Below are 20,871 nucleotides of genomic sequence, written 5' to 3' on the forward strand. Positions count from 1 at the left end.
TTTGGGAGCGGACGATGCGATGGGTTAACCTTGCTCGTCGCTACGCGGGGCTATAGCTCAGTCGGTTAGAGCGCAGAGCTGATAACTCTGAGGTCGCTGGTTCGATTCCAGCTAGCCCCACCGCACACAGTTCCGACGAGCAGTCGAGTCGAGCGCGAGGGGTCGCCCCATGTTCAAGAAGCTGCTGTTCCTGGTCGGCATCATCGGTGTCGCCGCCGTGGTGGCCAAGAAGGTCAAGGCCTCCAACGACGAGCGCGCCCTCTGGCACGAGGCGACCACCTCGCCCGATCTGCGCTGACCGGTCCGGCTCCGGCCAGCACCCGGCGGCCTGGTCCGCCCAGGGGCCCTAGCTCAACTGGCAGAGCACTGCCTTTGCAAGGCAGGGGTTAGGGGTTCGAGTCCCCTGGGCTCCACTCAGCTCCCGTGCAGGTCACGGGGCATTTCCCCCACCCTCGTCTTCCTCGTTTGATCGACCGTTGTCATCGGTCGTCAGCGAGTCGTCAGCAGAGGGCGCGAAAACACCTCGTACGAGTCGATGAAAATCGGCCGGCGTGTGCGTGTAGCGGTTGAGCGTGGTCGACGCCTGTTCGTGCCCCATGACCGCCTGGACGACGTTGACGGGTACGCCGCTGGAGACAAGCCAGGTGGCGTAACCGTGCCGCAGGTCGTGAAACCGCAGCCCTCCGGCCGCCTTAACCGCGACATGGGCCACCGCGTCCCGGTGTGTGGTGAACTCCGCCGACCATTCCGCGCGTTCGCTGTCGTGCCACGTCGCCCGGAACCGGTGCGGCCCGTCCTCTGCGACGCTGCCGAGCAACCCGGCACGCACGAGGGAGGGTCGCCACACCTGGCGCCGGAAGTTGCTCCGTAGCATCGGGTCCCCTGCCTGATTGGTGAAGACCCGACCGGCAGCGCCGGGGTTCGTCAGGGCACGGTGGCGACCCAGCTCGGCGCGCAGGAACGGCGGTACGGGAACGACGCGCCGGCTCTGCGCCGTCTTCGGGTACGGCTTGTCGGCCGGGTGCCCGTTGACCTCGATCACGACTCGCCGCACGGTCAGCGTGGCGGCCTGGTCGTCGTCGTCCGGCAGATCGATATCGGCCCACCGCAGCCCGAGGCACTCGCCCCACCGCAGCCCGGCACCGGCCGCCGCCGCGACGACGGGTCGGTGCCACTCCGGAACGCTCGGTAGAAGTAGCTCCGTCACCTGGGCGAGCGTCAGCAGGAGTTGCCCACCCGCCCGCTTGCGTTGTGCCGGCAGGCGCACGCCCTCGCACGGGTTGAACGCGATCAGCCGGCTACGCACCGCCGACGCGAGGATGGACGACAGCAGCGAGTGACACGAGGCGACGGTAGCCGGCGACAGTTCCCGACCGAGGCGAGTCACCCACTCCTGAACGGCCAGGTGGTCAATGCGGGCAACCGGCCAGGTTCCCCACTGCGGCAGCAGCCGCGCGCGTAGGCGGGACGTCCACCCGGCCAACGTGGTTGCCTCGACCGACCGCGAGGCAAGCCAACGCTCGGCATACGTACCGAATCGGGTTCTGCCGGCGGCGGGATCGACGTAGGTTCCCTGACTCACGGTCGTCTCCGTGGCCGCGAGGTACGCGGCGGCTTCCTTGCGAGTGCGGAAGGTCTTCGCCTTCTGACGGCCGGATGGGTCGCGCCAGTTGGCGCGGTAAGTCCCGGCGGGGGTCTTGATGATGTGTCCCACGGTTGTGGATCTCCTTGGGTTGGTGACGGTGTGTTATCTGTGGTGCGGCCGGTGGTCGGCTGTGCTAGCAGGGCTTGCGGGGGTGGTGATTCGGGTTCTGGTGGGGGTTCGGGGTGTTGGTGCTGGTGGGCTGCTATCTGCTATGCCGCTGGTGGGGCTGGCGATTGGCTGCTAGCACGTCTGCTAGCCCTAGCAGCGCGGGGTGCTAGCGATAGCAGCTCTGCTAGGTCGTCGGTCGCCGCGTGGTTGGTGACGGAGCGTGTATCTGACGGTGAGGCGTCGCGGTCGTCTAGCGCTGCTGAACCCACGTCGGTCGGTCGCTGTGGAGGGGTTCAGTCGTTCTGACCGGTGGTGCCGATAGGCGCTAGGTGCCAGGTGGGGGCGGGGTTGGGCCGCTAGCGGTGCCGCTAGGTCTAGCGGGTGGTGGCGCTAGACCTAGCGGCACTGCCGGCCGATGAGATGGCCCCTCCCCCGGGTGTGCGGCTCGGCAGGCACCGACCGGGGGGGGCCATCTCATGCGCCGTTGCGTCGGTGCTGGCGTTGTTCGGCGCGTTCCATGCGGTCCAGTTCGGCGGCTACGTCCTCGGTGCTGGCCTCGGGCAGGTCGTCAAGCCAGCGGTGGAGTCGGCCTTTGGGGATGAGCCACCGGCCGCCGAGCTTGATCGCGGGGATTTCGCCGGAGCGGACGAGGGCGTAGGTGGAGCCGAGGGACAGCGACAGGATCTCGGCGGTTTCGGCGACGGTGTAGACGGCGCTGACGACAGGCGCGCTGCGGGTGTTGGAGATGCCCCCCGCCTCGGTTGGGATAGGGCGCTGCGGGAACGGGATGACCGTGCTCACGGGTGCTTCCTCCTGGGTAGCGGTACTACTTCGCCGACTGCTGGTAGCAGCACTAGGCGACGTAGTAGGCGGGGTAGCGGTAGCGGCTGCTGGGGGTCGGTGGAGGGCGGTGGGGCGGGTTTTCGGGGTGTCGGCGGTGGGTGCCGCTACCCGCGACCCGGTGCCGTTCGTGCTGGCCGGGCAGGTCGCGGTGCGGGTCGCGTCGGCGCGACCGGTCGCGGGTGGGCCGCGACCTGGCGGCCGGGGTGACGGATGCGACCTGGCCGTGACGCAGCGCCCGCGCGGTCGAGCTGGGCGGCGCGGTGACAACCGGGGTTGTCGCCAGGTGGGTTCCGTCGCGGGTGACTAGGAGATGCCTGGTCGCCGTGCTGGCCGCTGGCGCGGGTGGGGCGGGTAGCGGTGGTGTGGGTCCTAGACCGCTAGTGCGCTGGTCGGCAGCGCTCCTAGGTCTAGAAGGTGGTCGGTCCTAGGGCTAGGAGGGCCGGCGGTCGGGTGACGGATGCCAGCCGGCGGGGTTGCATCACGCCCGCTGTGCGGCCCGGTGCCGACCGTTCCCGGTCCGTCTGTCCCTGGGGTGGAGGGCCGGCGGGGTGGTGGTGGCGCTGACACGTTGACACCCCCTCGTGATCGGCGGGTTTGTGCTGGTCGGGGCGGGTGTCGCGCTGTCAGCGCCGACCGTTGACAGGCGTTGACAGCGCTGACACCTGGCCGCGTCTAGTGGGGTTACGGAGCGTGAGGGAGTTCGGTCTGTCCGGCCAGTGGGGCCACAGTGCGGCCAGTGCGGCCAGCTTCTGGAACGTGGCCGGACTGGCCGGAGTGTGGCCGGACTGGCCGCGCTGCCGGTTGGTCGTCACGGACGGTGAGTTGCCAGAGGGTGCGTGCGGGGAAGCCCTGGCGGGTGGTGGTGACCCCGGCGCGGGTCTTGGCGCGGCGTAGCGTCCGTTCGGCGATGCCTTCGGCGCGGGCGGCCTTGAGCACGTCGGCGCGGGTCGCTTCGCCGCCCTGTTCGGTCAGCCAGTCGCGCAGCCACGCGGCGGCGTCGTCGCGCTCGCTGCGGTCGTCCCCTTCCGCGCCGGCACCCTCGCCGAGGATGTCTCCGACCGACCGGTCCGACTCGCCGGTGATGGTCAGCTTCCCGACGAACGCCGGCCCTTCGTCGGTGGGGATCTCGACCGACTCCACGACGTAGCGCAGCGAGGGCAGGTCCAGGGGGCCGAGGTTGTTCTTCGCCTGGCTCATGACGCACGATCCGTCTCCGGCTTCGTCGTCGCGGGCAATCGCGATCACGGCGCGGGCGACGGCCGAGAATGCCCGTGATCCGGTGATGAGGTTCAGGGCGTCCGGGCTGGCTGACTTGTTGAAGTGCGCCAGCCCGACCACCGCGCACCCGGTGCGGTCGGCCATGTTCACCAGGGGTTCCAGGGCGGTACGGAGATCCCGGTCCCGGTGGGTGTCGATTCCGGAGTGAATCAGCGACAGCAACGGGTCAGCGGCCAGCAGCGCCACGCCGAGACGGCTGATCTCCCGGCCCAGCGCCGTGCAGTCACGGGGCAGGGTCAGGGCGTCAAACCCGCCGTCGTGTTGCACGTCGACCCGGTACACCATGTCGAGATCCGCGCCGGCCGCGTAGAGGCGTGGGCCGATGGTCTGCGACCAGGAGTCTTCGGTGGCGGCGTAGATGACCGGACGCGGGGTGCCGTGGTGCCGACCGGGCAGGGTGCCCTGGGTGATCTGCGCGGTGAGCCACGCCAGGGTCAGGGACTTGCCGATGCCCTCCCGTCCGGGTATCACGGTCAGCGCGCCGGAGGGGATGCGGTTGGTCCACGTCCAGGCGACCGGTCGCATCCGGATCTGTGACGCCGGGGTCAGCAGGATCGTGCGGCCGTGCTCGGCGGGTCCGCCGGGCTCAACCTGACCGGTGCTGACCGGTTCATGGAACGGTTCACCATCCGGGGCGTGACCGGCGGCGATGCCGTCCAGACCTACCGGCGGCGGGGGCATCTCCGGGTCAGATCGGCTGAACCACTCGGCAGCGGGATCAGGTCCGCCCGTCGCTGCGCTGAAGGGTGTTTCAGCCGCTTGGGGTGGTCGGACACCCGGGTCCGAAGATCGGCCCGGCCGGGTCCGTGGTGGTCGGTTCGTGGCGGTCACAGGGTGACTCCCGTTCGGTTGGTGCGGGTGTGGTCTGGGTGGGCCGGACCCGGGTCCGGCCCTCGGTCGTCCGGTGACGCGCACCCGGTGACGTAAGCCACCAGGGCGCATCCGTCACCGGGCGGCGGTGACAACCGTGGTTGTCGTCGGGTGGCGCAGCTCGACGCGCGCCAGGCGGGCCGCCAGCGCGGCGACGGTGGTGACGAACGGGTGCGGCCGTCGCGGCAGCGGCGCGCAGCCGGCGGCGCGCAGCCGGCGGCGCGCAGGAACACCTGCGGAAGCTGGTCGGCCTTGGCCTCGTTGCATGGCCGGCAGGCAAGAACCAGATTCATCAGCGCCCACCCCGGCAGGGCACTCTGCGGGATCAGGTGGTCCACCGTCGCGCCCAGCAGCGTGGCGAACGGGTGACCGCAGTAGAAGCACCCCGCGCCGTCCCGGTCGGCAAGCGCCCGCTTGATCGCCCGCATGCGGGCCGAGTTCGGCCGGGCCATCACGCCACCGCCGCCAGGTGCGACACCAGCTCGGACAGACGGGCGACCTCCACGCGCAGCGCCACCAGCTCGGCGGTCACCGTGCCCGGCTTGGGCGCAGCCACCGGCGACGGGCCGTCATCCGGCGGCAAGTCGAACACCTCGGCCAACAACCCGTAGTAGAACGACGTCGGCTTGCTGTGCCCGTTCTCCCACCGGGAGATCGCCTTCTTCGCCGACTCCTCGGACGGGAACGGCACGCCCTGACGGCGGGCCACCGCCTCCATACGACGCAGCACGTCACGCTGCGACCAACCGCGCTCAAACCGCAGCCGCTTCCACCGCGTCTCCATCACGCCACCACCGCGAACTCCGCAGCGGCCCGGCGCTGCGGCAGCGTCCGGCCGATGAACTCCGCCAACCCGGCCCGGTCCATCTCCACCACGCCGTTCAAGCAGGTGCAGCTACCGAAACCATCGCAGTCCGGGCACGGCCCCCACACCGACACCGCGTGCACCTTCACACACGCCGACGACACACAGAACCGCGTCTCGCAGTAGAGACACACCTTGGCGAAGTTCAAGCGCGGGGGACGGAACATGTCCGCCAGCGCGGTCAACGTGTCACTGTCGGAGGCCAGCACGACCGGGATACCCTTGACCTGCATCTTCGTACTCCTTCGCTGGGAACGGGTTGATGCACTGGCCTCGGTGGGGGTGCCACCCCGCCGGGGCCGCTTGCATGGGTCATACGGTAGCCGGCTACCCGCTAGCTGTCTAGCCGTATCTTCGGTAGCTGGCTAGTCGCTACACTGCGAGGCATGGCGACCCTTGACGACCTTCAGAAGCTCGCTGCTCGCGTACGAGAGGCGAACCAGGCGCTCGATGACCTGCGGCAGAAGCGTGACCAGCTCATCCGCGATGTACGCCGGTCGACCGACCACACCGTTCCCGAGATTGCCGAGGCTGCCGGCGTGTCGCAGGCGACCGTGAAGACGGTCGTTCGTGGCTTGCGCTGAGAAACCGTTGTCATGCAACGAGAAAACCCGACGACACCGGGCATCGACACCATGTGAAGACCCGTGTGAAGTTCGAGGGTCCATGTGGGCGTATCCCTCCCCTGGTCGTAGCCGGTAGCGTCCGAGGTAGGCCCTGGGGAGGGACGGACCGTGAACGAACCGAACGATGCTCTTGCCGCTCTCGTCGGCGAAGCCGGCTACTCGTGGGCTGGGTTGGCTCGCCGCGTCAACGACCTGGGCGCGAACGAGGGTCGGGCGCTGCGGTACGACTACACGGCGGTGAACCGCTGGGTGAAGCGCGGCGAGAAGCCCCGTCCGCCCGTTCCGACCCTGCTTGCACAAGCCCTGTCCGAGCGGCTGAGCCGTCGTGTCAGCCCGTCGGACTTCGGTATGACCGAGGAAGAAACCCTGGCTGCGCGGGGGTTGCAGTACTCGAATGACACGCGCACGACAGTCGATACCATCATCGATCTCGGGAGAGCTGACGTGAAGCGCCGCGACATCGTGAAGGCACCGTTTGTACTGGCCGCGCTTGGAGCACCTAGCCGAGACTGGCTGCTCGCCATGCTGGACGAGACGGCGACGGAACGCGGGCCGCGCCAGGTGGGTATGCGCCAGGTGGCCGGCATCCGCGACATGTTCGCGCTCTTCCAGGACATGGACGTGATGCGCGGCGGCGGCCATGCCCGGACCGCCCTCGTGGAGTACATGCAGAGCTACGTACTGCCGCTGCTCAAGCGCGACCACGAACCTGCGGTGCAGCACGCGCTGTACGAAGCTGCCGCCGAGCAGTCCTACCTTGTGGGCTGGATGGCGTACGACGATGGCGAGCACGGTCTAGCGCAGCGATACCTGATTCAGGCGCTACGGCTGGCGCAAGCCGCTGGCAGCGCTGCGCTCGGTGCTCATGTGCTGGCCGGCATGTCGGATCAGGCGAACCTGCTTGGTCACCCTCGCGAGGCGCTGATGCTCGCTCGGGCCGGTCGCCGTGGGCTATCCGAGGGGGATTCGCCCGCCTGCCTTGCGGATCTCCACATCTTGGAGGGGCGGGCGCTCGCGGCACTCGGCGAGGGATCTGCCGCCGCTGCGTCGGTCGTGAAGGCTGAGCAGGTGTTTGGGCGCGTGGTTCACGACGACGAACCGGCTTGGGCGAAGTTCATCGACGCGCCGTACATCTTCGGTGAGGCTGCGCACTGCTTCCGTGATCTCGGCCAGCCGTCGGAGCTTGAGCGCTTCGCCAGCGAGTCCGCTGCTGGCGCTCGACGGCAGGGGCGTGCCCGGCGCGGCGCGCTCAGTGAGGCGGCGCTGTCGATCGCTGACCTTGACCGGGCCAACGTCGAAGCTGCCGCATCACGGGCGGCGCACGTCGTCGACCTGGCCGCGTCGGTCAACTCGTCCCGCGCCATCGAGACGGTGCGAGACCTGCAACGGCGCATGAAGCCGTTCGGCAACCTGCATGAGGTCCAGCGGTTCAACGCGCGTGCCGGGGCGCTGCTTGGCCTTGCCGCCTAGCGGCCCGGCGGGGGCAGGTCGTTGGGACTCCGCCCCCGCCGGGGCTCAGGCGACGAACAGTGCGACAAAGGTAGCGGCAGCGGCGACCAGCGTCGAAACCGCCGTTACCAGGGCCGTTACGGCTGTGAGGTAGCCGATACGGCGACTGTGCTGGTCATCGCTTTGCTTGGCCCGTTCATGCCGGGTTGCTAGCCTGGGCACTCGATCTCCTTAAGTCCGTTGCTCGCGGATCAACACGGAGTTCACTGCGGCACCCGTTCCTAAGGCGGGTGCCGCTCCGTGTCTCTAGAGGTTCTACACCGCTGTGACGACAGCCAGGTGGATCAGGTGAGCGATCGAGCGTCAGCTGTGTAGGTCCTCTGCCTGAGATCGAATCACTTGATCCGCGAGCAGCACAACAAGCGCGGTGGACGAGCGTGGAGACAGTTCGTACGCAGGGTAGTCGAATGTTGCGGAGGGTGATGCTCTGCTCGGCGCGGGACTGCAAGGTAGTAGAAACCTGCCGAACCGAAGCGGTGCTTACCTGCAGATATGCGGGCATTATGGGTGCTGTGAGCAATTCAACACTGGTGGGAGGACCTACTCGATGGTAAGGTCGAGTGCGAAGAATGTCCGTAATATACTAATAAGGCTTGCAACTCCGTCAGCGGAAAGTCAGCGAACGCCATGTGAGTCGTTGGTAACCGATGGCAAAGAGCGACAGGCGCTAGGTGGTCTGCCACAAGGGTTGTCGCTCGTTGACCTTGCTCAGCGCCTGTTATCCGCCTTTGCAAGGCAGGGGTTAGGGGTTCGAGTCCCCTGGGCTCCACTCCGCTCCCGTGCAGTTCACGGGGCCTTCTCCTCATTCTCGTCTTCCTCGTTCGATCGAACGTTGTCATCGGTCGCCAGCGAGTCAGTAGGGGCGCGAAATCACCTCGTACGAGCCGGTGAAGGTCGGCTGGAGTGTGTACAGCGGTTGAGGGTGGTCGACGTCCACAGCCGCTGGTGAGTTAGGGGTTCGAGCCCCCTGGGGCTCCACCCGCTGACGTGCGTCCGCACAATGCGCGAACCTTTGTCGGACCGTCATTCCGCTCGGCGGGCCGCGTTCCGGATGTTGTCGGGTGCCGGACCGGGCGGCGGCCGGTGCTCAGTAGCCGGCGAGCCGTGGCGCCAGTGCGATCGCGACGAAGCGGATCGTACGGCCCAGCAGGCACGTCGCCGCGAACGCGACCGGACGCAGCGGCGTGCGACCCAGGTAGACGCTGGTGGCCAGCAGCGGTGGAAATCCGGTTACCGCGCTGACCAACAGCACACCGATGGCCTGGCGGGGGCGTTCCATCATCTCGACGAGTCGTGCGCCGGCCGCCTTCGGGCGTGCGAGCATCGTCCCCCACCGGCCCGCTGGTTTCCGCCCGGTCGGGGTCCGCCTGCTGAGCCGGCGTCGCAGCCAGGGTGAGTGGATCGCGCCGCGCGTACCGAGGAAGATCAGGAACTTGCCGGCGGTCTGACCGGCTGCGGCGGCGACGCCGAGTGCCACGGGTGGCGTGGCGGTGGTCGCTACGGCCGCCATCAGGTACGGCTCGGCCGGGGTGAACGGCAGGAACGCCGACAGGAGCCCGACGGCCGCCGCCGCCAGAACGGCGATCATGGCCGGGTGGGCGGCGGGTCGACCGGCAGATTGGCGGCGGACACCAGCGAGACGGCCTTCACTGCGGCGACGCCGAGGGCGAAGGTGACGGCGACGGCGGTCGGCGCGAAGATCGCCAGAAGCACCACCGCTGCGGTGTTCAGTGCCTTCGCCGGCGGAGACCAGTTCCACCGGTAGATGCGGCGGTCGACGCAGGCGAAGTGGTTCGGGCTCAGCAGCGGCCAGCGCAGGAACATCAGGCTCAGCAGCTGATCGACGACCATGAACTGGACGAGGAACACCGCGATCGGCAGCGCGGTTTCGGGCCGCAGCACGACGAGTGCCGCAGCGCAGGCCGACGTGCAGGCCCGGTCGGCGACGATGTCGAAGACCGCGCCGGTGCGGGTTTCCTGCCCCAGGGCGCGGGCGGCGACACCGTCGAGGATGTCACCGACCCAGTAGATCAGGTAGGCGGCGACGAGCAGGTGGGCGTTGCGGTGGGTCAGCGCCGCCACCGCGAGCCCGAAGGAGCCGGCCGTCCGTGCGGCGGTGATGGCGTTGGGGACGTTGAGGAGGGTGACCGGCGGGGAGAGCCTGAGCGTGGTCATTCGGCGTCTTTGAGGATGCGTTGCATGTCGGCGGTACGCCGGTGCAGGTCCGCCAGTTGCGCGCTCATCTCGGTGAGCAGCCGCTGTGTCTCGGCGGCCTGCTCGGCGTACTGCCGCTGCAGTTCGCTCGACACCTCGGTCCGCTTGCGGACGCCCGCATACCAGACGACCGAGATGAGCACGGCGGCGACGACGATCAGGAAGACCGAGGCAGCGTCCATCTAACTGGTTCCCTTCGGTGGGGCGTCGCCGTCTCCGGCGGTGCTCAGGGTCGCGGCGGCAGCCGCCACCACGTCGGGCGTGAGGTGCAGCGAGAACGGCGTGACCTCGTAGTACTTGAGCGCCTTGCCGTCTCCGGACAACTCCAGATGGGCGGTGACCAACCCGGCCCGCTCCAGTTTCTTGAGATGCACCTGCAACAGCGCACGGCTGATGCCCAGATCGCGGGCGAGCTGTGAGACGTAGGCGCGTCCGCCGGTCAACGCGGCGAGGACGCGGAGCCGGTGCGGGCTGGCCAACGTGGCGAGAACCTCGACCAGCCGATCGCCGCTCAAGTCTCCCATAGCTCACCTTGGCTCATGCCAACTATTATTGGCATGAGCCAAGGTGAGCTGTCAACTTCGGAGTGCTGACGGGGCCGGTGGCTGCGGACCGGGCGGTCATCTGCCATCCTGGGATGTGCTGATCTACAAGATTCTCCTGCCCGCCGAGTGGGCCGAGTTCGAGACCGTCGGCCGCTTCGACGGCTCGCCGTTCGACCACAGCAGCGGTTTCATCCACTGCTCCTCCCGCGAGCAGGTGGGTGCGACCGCGCTGCGGTTCTTCGCGCAGGAGCCGGCGCTCGTGGTCGCCGCTCTCGACGCCCGGCTTCTCGGCGCGGCGGTGCGCTGGGAGGATGCCCCCGACGGCGGTTCCTTCCCGCACGTCTACGCGGCCCTACCGCTCGACGCTGTCGTCGGGGTTCATCAGGTGGCGGGGGCGTCGTCGGTGGACGATGCGCTACCGCAGGGTTAGGTGGTGGAAGGAGCTACCGGAACGTGCGGTGAGGACGGATCGGCAGCCAATCGGTCACGAAGCCGCGGGTGGCGGAACTGGTAGGTGGCACCCACCTGGCGGAGCACGCCCCGCCCGGCCGCGTCGCGGAGAAAGGCCATCGTCCGCCAGGGCAGCCGACCTCGCATCGCCAGGATGGCCCGAGCGATCGCAAACTCGGTCCAGGCACCGAAGCCCACCCAGCCGATCGCGAACGCGAGGATGGTGGCGGCCTGCGGCCACGATCCACCACCGAGCAGCAGCGCCGGCGAGGCCCCCATGAGGAGCAGTGCGCCGGCAGGTCCCAGCACCGATCTGCGGTCGGCCCGCAAGGTGGAGAGGGGGTTGTCCGCGCGGGCGGGATCCTCGGCGATCATGATCTCGCGGGACGGGTCGTAGACCCTGCGTCGATAGTGGTCGCAGACGGGAACGACCACGGCCGACAACATCAGGCCGAGCCCGCCGATGATGCCCGGCAGTGCGTCACCCGACAGGTGCCACACCACCGCTCCCGACCCGGCCAGCAACAACGCCAGCAGGAGGCTGACGGACGTCGTACGAACGAGGTGTCGCACCCTGCGTCCGCTGACCTGCACCCGGTAGATCGGTGCGGCTGGGACCAAACCGAATCGCGTACGGAGCCGCTCACTCACCACAACCGGCATGCTGATGGCCGCGAACAGGACAGCGACGACGAGATTGCCGTGTGCGAGCCATATCGACGCCCAGAACAGCAGAAGCGTCACCGCGTACTGGATCGGCCGGAGGAACCTCATCGTCCGGTGCAGCTGCCACCAGGCGATCTCGTGGGTGTCCGTGTCCTGCAGGTGCCGCGCGAGGAAGAGCAGCCATCGCCTCGCATCGTCGGGATGCCAGGTCTCGTCGGTGTCCCGCCGGCGGGCCGGCGTCGGCTGTCGTGGGTAGGCGACCGACAACAGACCGTCGAGGAGATGATTCTCGATGGCGGTCTGATCGGGGAACCGGCCCCGGTCGCACAACTCGCGCGGATCGGCGGCGGCGCCGGCGTAGGTGGTACGGGCCAGCCAGACCAGCAACGGCGTGCGCAGGGCGCTGGCCAGGGGTGCTTCGGGATCGGCATCCAGCTCAAGGAACGCCTGATGCCACCGTCCGTTCCCCCCTTCGGGGGCGAAGTACGCCCGGATGTCGGCGAAGGTGAGCGGCAGCACCTCGACCACCGCAGCGCGGGACAGCCCGCGTTCCGCGCTCTCGACCGCCTTCCGGTACGGCGCGACGAGGCTGGTCACCACCAACGGAGCCTCGGCTCCCCGCTCGTGCAACGCGTTCATCGTCTCTTCGCGCAGCCCGTCACCGATCATGTCCAGGTCGTGGATGATGGGCAGCACAAGGTTCCTGTCGACCAGGTAGGCCGCCAGCGTTCGGCGCTTGCGGAGCCCTGCGAAGTATCTCCACGGGCCGGGCAGGGGTGCTGACGCCCGCAGGTGCGGGTGGTCCCGGGCCAGTTGCTCCGCCATCCAATCGCGCAGCAGTTGCTTGCTCGGGTTCCACGACCCGGCGGGCAACATCACCGGAACCGGCTGACCGGCTAGCCGCTCCTTGAGCAGGAGGCCGACGAGCCGGGTGACCAGCACGGTCCGGCCCGACCCTGCCGTGCCGAGGATCACCAGGCGGCGGTGAGGCAGTTGGCGGGTGAGCAGGTCGGCGAGATCGTCGAGTCCGCCGGCGGGAGGCTGGGCCGGGGTCAGGCCGAGCGATGACCAGGTGACCTCGCCCATCGACGCCTCGGCCATCGCAGTTGCCGCCCATCGCGCCGGCAACGGACGGCTGAGCACCCCGCTGCGTTCCTCGTCCCGCTGGCGTCGTACCGCCACCTCGTCGGCCAGGGTCTCCAGAGCCTTCGACAACACGACGTCGCGCGAGTGGGTGGGCGGAACGCTCCCGTAGTTCACCTGGTTGATGGTGTTGCGGTAACCGATGGCAGTCGGCCCGTGGGAGGTGTTCCCGGAGTAGACGTTCACGGTGGCCGGGACGGGAGGCTCCGACTCCTCGTCAGCAGGGGGATCAATGGCACTCACCGCGATGACCGGCCCGGCTGTGCGTCGTCGGCGGAACCGTACGTCGTGACGGTGTTTCCGTTGCCGAACGCGGCCGGCCCCTGCGCCGTGATGTGCTGGAACACCTGCCCGACCGTCGGCAGTTGTGGCGGGTCGAGCTCCGCGGAGCGGTCCATCCGGTTCAGGTCGATCTCTCCCTGTGGGTCGGCGGGAAGTGCGTCCGGCACGGTCGACGCGGCGGCATTCTCCCCCGGTACGTAGATCCAGGCGGAGCTCTCGAAACCCTTGTCCGGCAGGCTGGCGTTGATCCGCAGGAACTGATCCTGCGGCAGGTCCTGGTACTCGCGAACGACGTCCTGGTAGATCAGGTCCGACACGACCAGCGCGACCTGCGCCCGGGGAAAACGGCGCAGCATGCTCTTGAGCTGCGGCGAGTCGACCAGTCGGCAGACGGTCACCACCGCGCTGCCGGCAAAGCCGTTCGCGCTGTCGAGATGGACCAGTCCGTGGTGGACGCCGAGTCGCATCCGGACCCGGGCCTCAGCGGACAGGCCCTGGTTGTGCTCCCGCAACAACCGGTCGAGAACCGACGCGAGCCGGAGGACCCGCCGTTCACTGGCCCCCGGGGGCAGGACCGCCAGTTGGCCGTCACCGCTCTGTTGGCGCAACGTCTCGGGCAGCACGATGCCCAACTCGTCCCAGGCTGCCTGCATGACTTCTGTCAGTGCTTGCTGTGCGCGGTGTTGGAGCACGTTGCTCCGCGCGCTGTAACGCTCGATGTCGACCATGAGGACGACGTGTCGGGTCGGGTTCCTCGCGTCAGCCACCATTCCACCCTTCGCTGGGAACGCTGCCCGGTCGCGGTATTCCTACCAGCCGAAAGCGAAGGGGAACCCGCCAAAATACGGGATGTCGTAGTGATGCTCCCGGTGCCTCCGTACGACACGGTGCCGGCGAGTCGGTCCTCAGCCGACGGAGCCTCGGGCCTGCCGCAGCAGGGCGAGCAGGCCGTGACCGTCATCGACCCGGGCGTCCGGGGTGACGGCGGGATGCGGCGGTTCCCGGTCGGTGCGGGGTGAGCGCATCAGGATCGCCGCGCCCGCCCCGGCGCGGCGGGCACACTCGACGTCCCGACCGAGGGTGTCGCCGACGAACCAGCAGCGGTCGATCGGCACCCCGACGGCCTCCGCCGCCAACAGCGCCAGTCGCGGGTTGGGCTTCCGGGGGCCGGCTTCGTCGCTGTAGAACTGGGCGGCGAACAACCCGGCGAGCCCGGCGGCGGCGAGGAAGTCCCGGTGCGCGGCACCGCAGAGGGTGTTGCTCACCACGGCCAACGGAAGGCCCGCCTCGGTGGCCGCCCGGAGCGCGTCGGGGATACCCGGGCGCACCGCCCAGTCCGCCCGCCGGGTCCAGGCGTACGCCAGGGGGGTCGCCTCCCGGTCGACGGCCTCCCTGGCCGCGCGGGGCCACGACCGGGTGACGAACTCCGCCCAGACCCGGGAGTGGGGCAGCTCCACCGGTTCGGCCTCCCGGCCCGCGCCGTCGCGCCAGGCCGAATAGCTCCGTGCGCCCTCGGCCAGGTCGGCGGCGAGTTGCCGCTCCGGCACCGCACCGCCGACGAGGTGGGACAGCCGCCGGACGAGCTCCGGTGGGGCGGGTGGCTGCGGGGGAGCATCGGCCAGGACGCCACCGAAGTCCCACAGGAGGGCGTGCGGCGAGCGGAGCATGCCCGCAATCCTCCCCAGCGGGACCGGCCGCGCGCAACGGACCGGGGCGGCGCGGTCGGCGCCCGTCCCCTAGCCTCTCGGCAATGGGAGCAATCAAACCGTGGCACCTGATCGTCCTGATGCTCTGCTGCCTGGTGCCCACGGTGCTGGCCTTCGGCGGGGGCATCTGGGCGCTGCGCCGGTCCCGTCGCCGTCGCTGAGCCACATGACGACCGAGGGTGCCCCGGGCAGCCGGCGTCTCCAACTCTATTGCCGGATCGACATCGCAGTGACCGACCCGGCCGCGCTGACCGGCCACGCGGTCGCCGAGCTGCGCGCCGCCGACATCGACTGGGCGCAGGAGGAGGACGACCTGCCGTCCGCCGACGCGGAGCTGCGCGGTGACCTCACCCTGGCGCTCGCCTCCGTCGCGGACCTCAGCCGGGTCGTCGACGGTGTCCCGGGCGTCGAGTTCCGGGGCGGCGTCTGCTGGGCGGAAACCGGTCCGCCACGCGCGTCGTTCGCCCCGACCGGCGGGCAGCCCTCGACGGCACCGGGCCCGACCGGATGACCGGCCCGGCCGGCGGGCGACCTCCGACGGCACCGGCCTGGCCGACGACGCCCGTGCGTGCACGACGACCCTTGCGTGGACGACCGCCACCCGCACCGGCCCCGGCCGGGGCGGCAGGCTAGCGTCGAGGGCGTGACCACTGCCGTCCCCCGTGTCCTGCCCGCCGCGCACGGCATCGCCGAGGCCGCCGCCGTGCTGCGGGCCGGCGGGTTGGTGGCCTTCCCCACCGAGACGGTCTACGGGCTCGGCGCGAACGCGCTGGACGCCCGGGCCGCGGCGCGGATCTTCGAGGCGAAGGCCCGGCCCGGCTTCGATCCGCTGATCACCCACCTGGCCGACGCCGCCGACCTGCCGGCCCTCGTCGGCGCGCTGCCCCCGCCGGTCGCGGCGCTGGCCGAGCGGTTCTGGCCGGGGCCGCTCACCCTGATCGTGGACCGGCCGGACGCGATCCCGCCGATCGTCACCTCCGGCCTCGACACCATGGCCGTCCGGGTGCCCGACGAGGCGTCCGCCCGCGCATTGATCAGGGCTGCCGGGGTGCCGGTGGCCGCGCCGAGCGCCAACCGGTTCGGGCAGCTCAGCCCCACCCGCGCCGAGCATGTCGTGCACGGGCTCGGCGCGGCGGTCGACGTGGTGCTCGACGGCGGCCCCACCCGGTGCGGGATCGAGTCGACCATCGTGGACGCGCGCGGCCCGCACCCGGTGGTGCTGCGCCTCGGGGCGCTCGCCGTGGAGGAACTCGTCGCGGCGGTCGGCCCGGTGACCGTCCGGCCGGGCAGCTCCGGGCAGCCGGTGGCACCGGGTACGTTGGCCGCGCACTACGCGCCGCGTACCCCGTTGCGGGTGGTGGCGGGCGCGGGGCCGACGCCGCACGACGGGGTCCGGCGGGGTTTCCTGGCCTTTCGGGAGGGCCCGGCGGCGGGTTACGCGGCGGTCGAGGTGCTCTCGCCCGCCGGTGACGTGACCGAGGCGGCCGCCCGGCTCTTCGACGCGCTACACCGGCTGGACGCGGCCGGGGTGAGCGAGATCCTCGCCGAGCCGGTCCCCGACGAGGGGGTCGGCCGGGCGATCAACGACCGGTTGGGACGCGCCGCCGCCACCTGGGCCCCGCCCGGCTGACCAGCGAGGCGACGGTCTAGGAGGAGCCGGAGTCCGACGCGGCCGGCCAGCGGACGGGTGGACCCGGCAGGTGCTCCACCAGGCGGGTCAGCGCGCCGTTGGCAAAGGTCGCGCCGAGCGCCGAACCGGCGGCGATGCCCCAGCCCACCGGGCCGAGCGGGGTGCAACCGAAGAACTGGCTCAACCCGGGTGTCTGCACCACGGCGGCGAGCACGCCGACGGAGGCGGCGGTCGACGCGAGCACCGTCGGGCTGGTGCCACCGGCGAGGACGGTCTGCCCCAGTTGGGTGCCGACCAGCGAGACCAGGGCCACCGTGCCGGCCCGCCGTTCCCGGCCCGTCCACCGGGCGGCCGTCCAGCCGACGGTCGCCCCCAGGGTGGTGGCGGCGGCGCGCAGCCCGATCTCCCGGGTCATGGTGCCGCCGAGGGAGGCGTCCGGCCCCTCGCGGAGCAACCCCTCGGCGTGGTCGGCGTCGGGGGGCCGGACCGCGATGGCCAGTGCCGGTGCCAGGTCGGTGAGCAGGTTGACCAGGAGCAGTTGCCGGCCGTTGAGCGCCGACCGGCCGGTGACGGCGGCGCTGAGCACGCTGAACGCGATCTCGCCGAGATTGCCGCCGACCAGGATGCTCAGCGCGTGGCGTACCGACGACCACATCGCCCGCCCCTCGACCAGGGTGGCGATGATGGTCTCCAACCGGTCGTCGGTGACCACCAGGTCGGCGGCGGCACGGGCGGCCGGGGTGCCCCGCTGGCCGAGGGCGATGCCCACGTCGGCCAGCCGGATCGCCGGGGCGTCGTTGGCGCCGTCACCGGTCATCGCCACGGTACGCCCGCACTTCTGCAACGCCTGGATGATCCGCACCTTGTGCGCCGGGGTGCACCGGGCCACCACGTCGGTGCGGCCCAGCCGCTCACCCAGCGCCGCGTCGTCCAACTGGTCCAGCTCGGAGGCGGTGACCACCCGTTGGCCGTCGGTCTCCGGGCTGATCGCCGACGCGATCGCCTCGGCGGTGGCCGGATGGTCCCCGGTGATCATGATGGTGTGCACGCCCGCCTGCCGGATCCTACGGACCGCCGGGGCGGCGCTCTCCCGTACCCCGTCGGCGAGGGCGAGGAAGCCGACGAAGACCAGCCCCCGCACCTCGTCGTCGGTGACCGCCTCGGCACCGGCCCGGCACTCCGCCACGGCGAGGATCCGGTGCCCCGCCCCGGCCCGGTCGGCGAGCACGGTGTGCAGCCGGTCCCGGCGTTCGGCGTCCAGCGGCTCGTCCCGGCCGCCCGGCAGCCGCCACGCACCACACCGGGGCAGCACCGTCTCCGGGGCGCCCTTCACGCTGAGCAGCAGCCCGTCGGCGGTCCGGCCGACGGTGGCGTGGTAACCCCGGGACGGTTCGAACGGCAACCCGCCGACCGCCGCCCAACCGGACGCGCCGGTCTGCTCGGTCACCCCGGCCTGCCGTGCGCCGTACCGGACCGCCCGGTCGGTGTGCTGCGGCAGTTCCTCCGGATCGTCCGCGTAGGGGGTGGCGCGCAGCCCGGCGGCGAGGACCCGGCGCAACCCGTCGTCGAGCCCGTCCAGATCGGCGAACCGGCCGTCGTCGCCGACCCCGGCGAGCAGCAGCTTGCCCTCGGTGAGGGTGCCGGTCTTGTCGAAGCAGAGCACGTCCACCCGGCCCAGCGCCTCGATGGTGCGCGGGTTGCGGACCAACGCGCCGTGCGCGGCCAACCGTCGCGCGGCGGCCAGTTGCGCCGCACTGACCAGGAACGGCAGCCCCTCCGGCACCGACGCCACGGCCAGGTTCGCGGCGGTCGCCGCCGTCTGCCCCAGCGGTACGCCCCGCAGCAGCCCCGCCCCGGCCACCGCGATCGCCGACCCGGCGGCCAACGGGATCGCCGAGCGGGTGATGGTGCCCAGCCGGGCCTCCACACCGCTCTCCGGCGGGGCCTGGCGGGCCAGCGCGAGGCTCCGGCCGGACTCGGTCTGCGCACCGGTCGCCACCACCACGGCGGTGCCGTGACCGGCGGCGATGGTGGTGCCCTCGTAGAGCATCGAGGTGCGGTCGGCCAGGGCGGCGGCGACCACCGGAGCGGCCCCCTTGGTCACCGGCAACGACTCACCGGTCAGCGACGACTCGTCGGCCTCCAACCCGCCGGCGGTGAGCACCCGGCAGTCGGCCGGCACCGCGTCCCCCGGGCCGAGGGTCACCACGTCGCCGGGGACCAGTTCCTCGGCGGCGGCCACCCGCTCGGCCCCGTCCCGCAGCACCCGTGCGGTGACCGCCGAGCGGGACAGCAACTCGGCGAGCGCCCGGTCGGTGTTGCGCTGGTGCACCGCCCCGACCAGCGCCGATCCGCCGACCACGCCGCCGACCAGGGCCGCGTCGACCAGTGAGCCGAACGCCGCGGAGAGGACCGCACCGGCGGCCAGCACCGGCGTGAGCGGGTTGGCCAGCTCGTCGACGAAGGCCCGGAACAGGCTGACGGGGCCGGCCGCCGCGTCCGGGTCGGCGCGGTGCCGGTGCTGCGCCTCGGCGCCGGTCAGCCCGTCCGGGGTGGTGTCCAGTTGGCGCAGCACGGCCGACACCGGCATCAGGTGCCAGGCGGTGGTGGCCGCCGCCGGTGCCTCGGCCGGGTCGGGCAGCCGGCGGGCCCGCCACACGCCGTTGGCGAAGGCCAGCGCCGCCGCGCCGTTGACGGCGGCGAGACTGCGGCCGGGCAACTGCGGTGTCGCGGCGGTGAACGCCCCCAACGCGCCGAGCCCGGTGCCGGCCATGGCGAGGCGGATGTTCTGCCCGGTCATCCGTCGGGCCACCCCGGCCGCCTCGATCAGCAGCGCGGGAATCCGCAGGTCGGTGCCGACGAGCAGGTGGGCACCCCATGGCGGCAGGTCCTCGGGGGCGGCCACCCCGAGCCCGCAGTCGGAGCCGGCCAGCGCGGCCCGGTCGCCGGACACCAACATCACCACCGCGCCGTCGCGTTGCAGCGTACGGACGGACCCGGCGAGCCGGTCCCCGCCGGGCAGCACCGCGTCGGCGAAGCCGTACCGCTGCGGGTCGTCGCCGCCGACCACCAGGCGCAGGCCGGCGTGCCGGGCGGCGGCGGTCAGCGCGTCGACGCCGGGAGCCGGTTCGGGCGCGACCCGGACGACGGCGGTGAGGCTGCCGTGGTGGACGAGACCGAGCAGCGGGCCGCCCGCCGCGCGCAGCCGCCGGCTGTCCGGGGTGTCCCCCGGGTCGTCGGCGTCGAGGTCGGCCAGGGGTCCGAGCCGCCAGCCGTCCGCCTCGTGGACGTCGTCCGGGTGGTCGGGGTCGAAGAGGGCGAACGCCCGCCCGACCACCTCACCGGTGTCCGTGTCGGACAGCGGGGCCAGGTCGGCGAGGACGCCCCGGGCCGAACCGAGCACGGCCGAGTCCAACACCACCGTGTCGATCCGGTCGAGTTCCCGCAGCACGCTACGGTCCATGGCGATCACGCCGCGCCGGGCCAACACCCGGCCGAGCTCGGCGGCGTACCCCTCACGGCCGCTGCCGGGGGCCTTGGGCAGTGCGGCGAGCCCGAGCGCGGCGGCCCGCTTCGGCCCGGCGACGGGCCACGCGGCGGCCCCGGCGGCAGCCCCGGTGGCGAGCATCGTCGAGACGTACCGTTCGACCGGGCCGTCGGGGCGGGGGCAGGGCCGCTGGGCCCCGGGTGAGCGGGCGACGGCGCGTTCCGGGTCACCGGTCAGCCCCGGCTCGGCCCGGGTCCAGGTGGCGAGCTGGGCGCGCGCCTCACCCCACTGCACGATCCGCTGCGCGCCGTCGAGGACGATGCCGGCCCAGCCGCCGGTCAGGCCCTGCACGACCGCCTCGACGAGCGGGAACAGCACCTCGGTGCGCGGGTCGGCGCGCAACCCCCGGCCGGCGAGGTCGTGCAGCTTCGGGTGCAGGTCGACGGCGGTGAGCAGGCCGGCCACCTCCCCCGGGATCGGGGTGAACGGCAGGATCCGGGTGGCGGCGGAGATGGTCAGGCCGAGCGCGTCGGAGGCGAGCGCGCCGAGGGTCCGGGGCGTACGCGGCCCGTCCTCCGGCGGATGCGGGGGCGGGATCTCCGGGTCCGGCTCGTGCGGGCAGACCCGCTCGATCCGGGCCACCGTGTCGATCAGGGCAGCCAGCTTCGGTCTCGGTTCCTCGACGGCCACCACCACCCGGCCGGAGGGGGCGTTCACCCGGGCCCAGGCCACTCCGGGGAGCTGTTCCAGCGCCGCCTCGACCTGACGGGCCAGCCGGTCGCCGCCGTCCTGGCAGACGCCGTGCACCTCGATGTGGTGCCGACCGTCGCGGGACCAGACCCGGCGGCGGGTCAGCCCGGCCACCCGGGCCAGCCGTCCGGCGGCCGAACCGGCGGTGCGGGACGCGTCGGCGAGCAACGGGGGGACCGGCACCGACGGGAGGACCCGGCCGGCGATCCGGCCCAGCGTGGTCATCGAGCGGTACGGCCGATGCGTCGGCCCCG

At 71.4% G+C, this 20,871-nt stretch carries 20 protein-coding genes and 2 tRNA genes; 8 read left to right on the plus strand and 14 right to left on the minus strand.

Annotated elements, in window-relative coordinates; translation table 11 throughout:
• Positions 1-46: 46 nt before the first annotated feature.
• From GA0070216_RS21730 to GA0070216_RS21735, 3 genes are all read left to right on the plus strand, one after another.
• Positions 47-120, plus strand: a tRNA-Ile gene (locus GA0070216_RS21730).
• 49 nt (positions 121-169) lie between these two features.
• Positions 170-298: a DLW-39 family protein gene (locus GA0070216_RS35030; protein ID WP_218108253.1), complete on the plus strand. Its 129-nt coding sequence runs from the start codon at positions 170-172 to the stop codon at positions 296-298.
• A gap of 42 nt (positions 299-340) precedes the next feature.
• Positions 341-413: transfer RNA gene (locus GA0070216_RS21735), tRNA-Ala, on the plus strand.
• A 17-nt stretch (positions 414-430) separates the two neighbouring features.
• Here GA0070216_RS21735 and GA0070216_RS21740 read toward each other — a convergent pair.
• From GA0070216_RS21740 to GA0070216_RS21765, 6 genes are all read right to left on the minus strand, one after another.
• Positions 431-1,714: a tyrosine-type recombinase/integrase gene (locus GA0070216_RS21740; protein WP_091249196.1), complete on the minus strand. Its 1,284-nt coding sequence runs from the start codon at positions 1,712-1,714 to the stop codon at positions 431-433.
• 513 nt (positions 1,715-2,227) lie between these two features.
• On the minus strand, positions 2,228-2,554 hold the full coding sequence (locus tag GA0070216_RS21745; RefSeq protein ID WP_091249199.1) for a helix-turn-helix domain-containing protein: 327 nt from the start codon (positions 2,552-2,554) through the stop codon (positions 2,228-2,230).
• A gap of 723 nt (positions 2,555-3,277) precedes the next feature.
• On the minus strand, positions 3,278-4,555 hold the full coding sequence (locus GA0070216_RS21750; protein WP_091249202.1) for an AAA family ATPase: 1,278 nt from the start codon (positions 4,553-4,555) through the stop codon (positions 3,278-3,280).
• 146 nt (positions 4,556-4,701) lie between these two features.
• Positions 4,702-5,196 carry an HNH endonuclease gene (locus tag GA0070216_RS21755; RefSeq protein WP_091249205.1) on the minus strand — a complete coding sequence of 165 codons (495 nt, stop codon included), beginning with the start codon at positions 5,194-5,196 and terminating at the stop codon, positions 4,702-4,704.
• Positions 5,196-5,528, minus strand: coding sequence for a helix-turn-helix transcriptional regulator (locus GA0070216_RS21760; protein ID WP_141723155.1), 333 nt, complete (start codon positions 5,526-5,528; stop codon positions 5,196-5,198). The genes GA0070216_RS21755 and GA0070216_RS21760 overlap by 1 nt, the downstream gene beginning before the upstream one ends.
• Complete coding sequence (locus GA0070216_RS21765; RefSeq protein ID WP_091249210.1) at positions 5,528-5,842, minus strand: hypothetical protein; 315 nt, start codon at positions 5,840-5,842, stop codon at positions 5,528-5,530. Before GA0070216_RS21765 ends, GA0070216_RS21760 begins: the two co-directional genes overlap by 1 nt.
• A 153-nt stretch (positions 5,843-5,995) precedes the next feature.
• On the opposite strand from GA0070216_RS21765, the gene GA0070216_RS21770 reads away from it, so the two are divergent.
• Positions 5,996-6,193, plus strand: a complete 198-nt coding sequence (locus tag GA0070216_RS21770; RefSeq protein ID WP_091249213.1) for a hypothetical protein — start codon at positions 5,996-5,998, stop codon at positions 6,191-6,193.
• A 150-nt stretch (positions 6,194-6,343) separates the two neighbouring features.
• Positions 6,344-7,705 (plus strand): NsdA family TPR-like regulatory protein, encoded by a 1,362-nt coding sequence (locus GA0070216_RS34645; protein WP_176739074.1) that lies wholly within the window; start codon positions 6,344-6,346, stop codon positions 7,703-7,705.
• 1,126 nt (positions 7,706-8,831) lie between these two features.
• On the opposite strand, the gene GA0070216_RS21780 is transcribed toward GA0070216_RS34645, so the two are convergent.
• Genes GA0070216_RS21780 through GA0070216_RS21795 form a run of 4 tightly spaced genes read right to left on the minus strand, consistent with a single transcriptional unit; the run spans position 8,832 to position 10,482 of the window.
• Positions 8,832-9,332 carry a hypothetical protein gene (locus GA0070216_RS21780; RefSeq protein ID WP_091249216.1) on the minus strand — a complete coding sequence of 167 codons (501 nt, stop codon included), beginning with the start codon at positions 9,330-9,332 and terminating at the stop codon, positions 8,832-8,834.
• The gene (locus tag GA0070216_RS21785; RefSeq protein ID WP_091249219.1) at positions 9,329-9,919 is read right to left on the minus strand and encodes a CDP-alcohol phosphatidyltransferase family protein; all 591 of its coding nucleotides are present in this window, start codon (positions 9,917-9,919) and stop codon (positions 9,329-9,331) included. The genes GA0070216_RS21780 and GA0070216_RS21785 overlap by 4 nt, the downstream gene beginning before the upstream one ends.
• Positions 9,916-10,140, minus strand: a complete 225-nt coding sequence (locus GA0070216_RS21790) for a hypothetical protein (RefSeq protein ID WP_091249222.1) — start codon at positions 10,138-10,140, stop codon at positions 9,916-9,918. The genes GA0070216_RS21785 and GA0070216_RS21790 overlap by 4 nt, the downstream gene beginning before the upstream one ends.
• Positions 10,141-10,482 carry an ArsR/SmtB family transcription factor gene (locus GA0070216_RS21795; RefSeq protein WP_091249225.1) on the minus strand — a complete coding sequence of 114 codons (342 nt, stop codon included), beginning with the start codon at positions 10,480-10,482 and terminating at the stop codon, positions 10,141-10,143.
• Between the two features lie 115 nt (positions 10,483-10,597).
• Here GA0070216_RS21795 and GA0070216_RS21800 point away from each other — a divergent pair, with 115 nt between their 5' ends.
• Positions 10,598-10,933 (plus strand): DUF952 domain-containing protein, encoded by a 336-nt coding sequence (locus GA0070216_RS21800; RefSeq protein WP_091249228.1) that lies wholly within the window; start codon positions 10,598-10,600, stop codon positions 10,931-10,933.
• Here GA0070216_RS21800 and GA0070216_RS21805 read toward each other — a convergent pair.
• The 3 genes from GA0070216_RS21805 to GA0070216_RS21815 form a co-directional block, all read right to left on the minus strand.
• A complete protein-coding gene (locus tag GA0070216_RS21805; protein WP_245722631.1) occupies positions 10,930-13,005 on the minus strand; it encodes an NACHT domain-containing protein in 2,076 nt (691 codons plus the stop codon). The two genes, GA0070216_RS21800 and GA0070216_RS21805, sit on opposite strands and share 4 nt — an antisense overlap.
• The gene (locus tag GA0070216_RS21810; RefSeq protein ID WP_245722632.1) at positions 13,002-13,811 is read right to left on the minus strand and encodes a nucleotidyl cyclase domain-containing protein; all 810 of its coding nucleotides are present in this window, start codon (positions 13,809-13,811) and stop codon (positions 13,002-13,004) included. The genes GA0070216_RS21805 and GA0070216_RS21810 overlap by 4 nt, the downstream gene beginning before the upstream one ends.
• Before the next feature lie 138 nt (positions 13,812-13,949).
• On the minus strand, positions 13,950-14,711 hold the full coding sequence (locus GA0070216_RS21815) for an HAD-IA family hydrolase (protein ID WP_176739075.1): 762 nt from the start codon (positions 14,709-14,711) through the stop codon (positions 13,950-13,952).
• 205 nt (positions 14,712-14,916) lie between these two features.
• Between GA0070216_RS21815 and GA0070216_RS21820 the strand changes: the two genes are divergently transcribed.
• Both GA0070216_RS21820 and GA0070216_RS21825 read left to right on the plus strand, forming a co-directional pair.
• Positions 14,917-15,261 carry a hypothetical protein gene (locus tag GA0070216_RS21820; protein ID WP_091249239.1) on the plus strand — a complete coding sequence of 115 codons (345 nt, stop codon included), beginning with the start codon at positions 14,917-14,919 and terminating at the stop codon, positions 15,259-15,261.
• Positions 15,262-15,417: 156 nt separating this feature from the next.
• Positions 15,418-16,380: an L-threonylcarbamoyladenylate synthase gene (locus tag GA0070216_RS21825; RefSeq protein ID WP_091249392.1), complete on the plus strand. Its 963-nt coding sequence runs from the start codon at positions 15,418-15,420 to the stop codon at positions 16,378-16,380.
• A 16-nt stretch (positions 16,381-16,396) separates the two neighbouring features.
• Here the strand turns inward: GA0070216_RS21825 and GA0070216_RS21830 are convergent, their stop codons facing one another.
• Entirely contained in the window at positions 16,397-20,842 is a 4,446-nt protein-coding gene (locus GA0070216_RS21830) for a cation-translocating P-type ATPase (protein WP_091249242.1), read from the minus strand.
• Positions 20,843-20,871: the final 29 nt, after the last annotated feature.

Source organism: Micromonospora matsumotoense, assembly GCF_900091525.1.
In the GTDB taxonomy this organism is placed as follows: Bacteria; Actinomycetota; Actinomycetes; order Mycobacteriales; family Micromonosporaceae; genus Micromonospora; species Micromonospora matsumotoensis.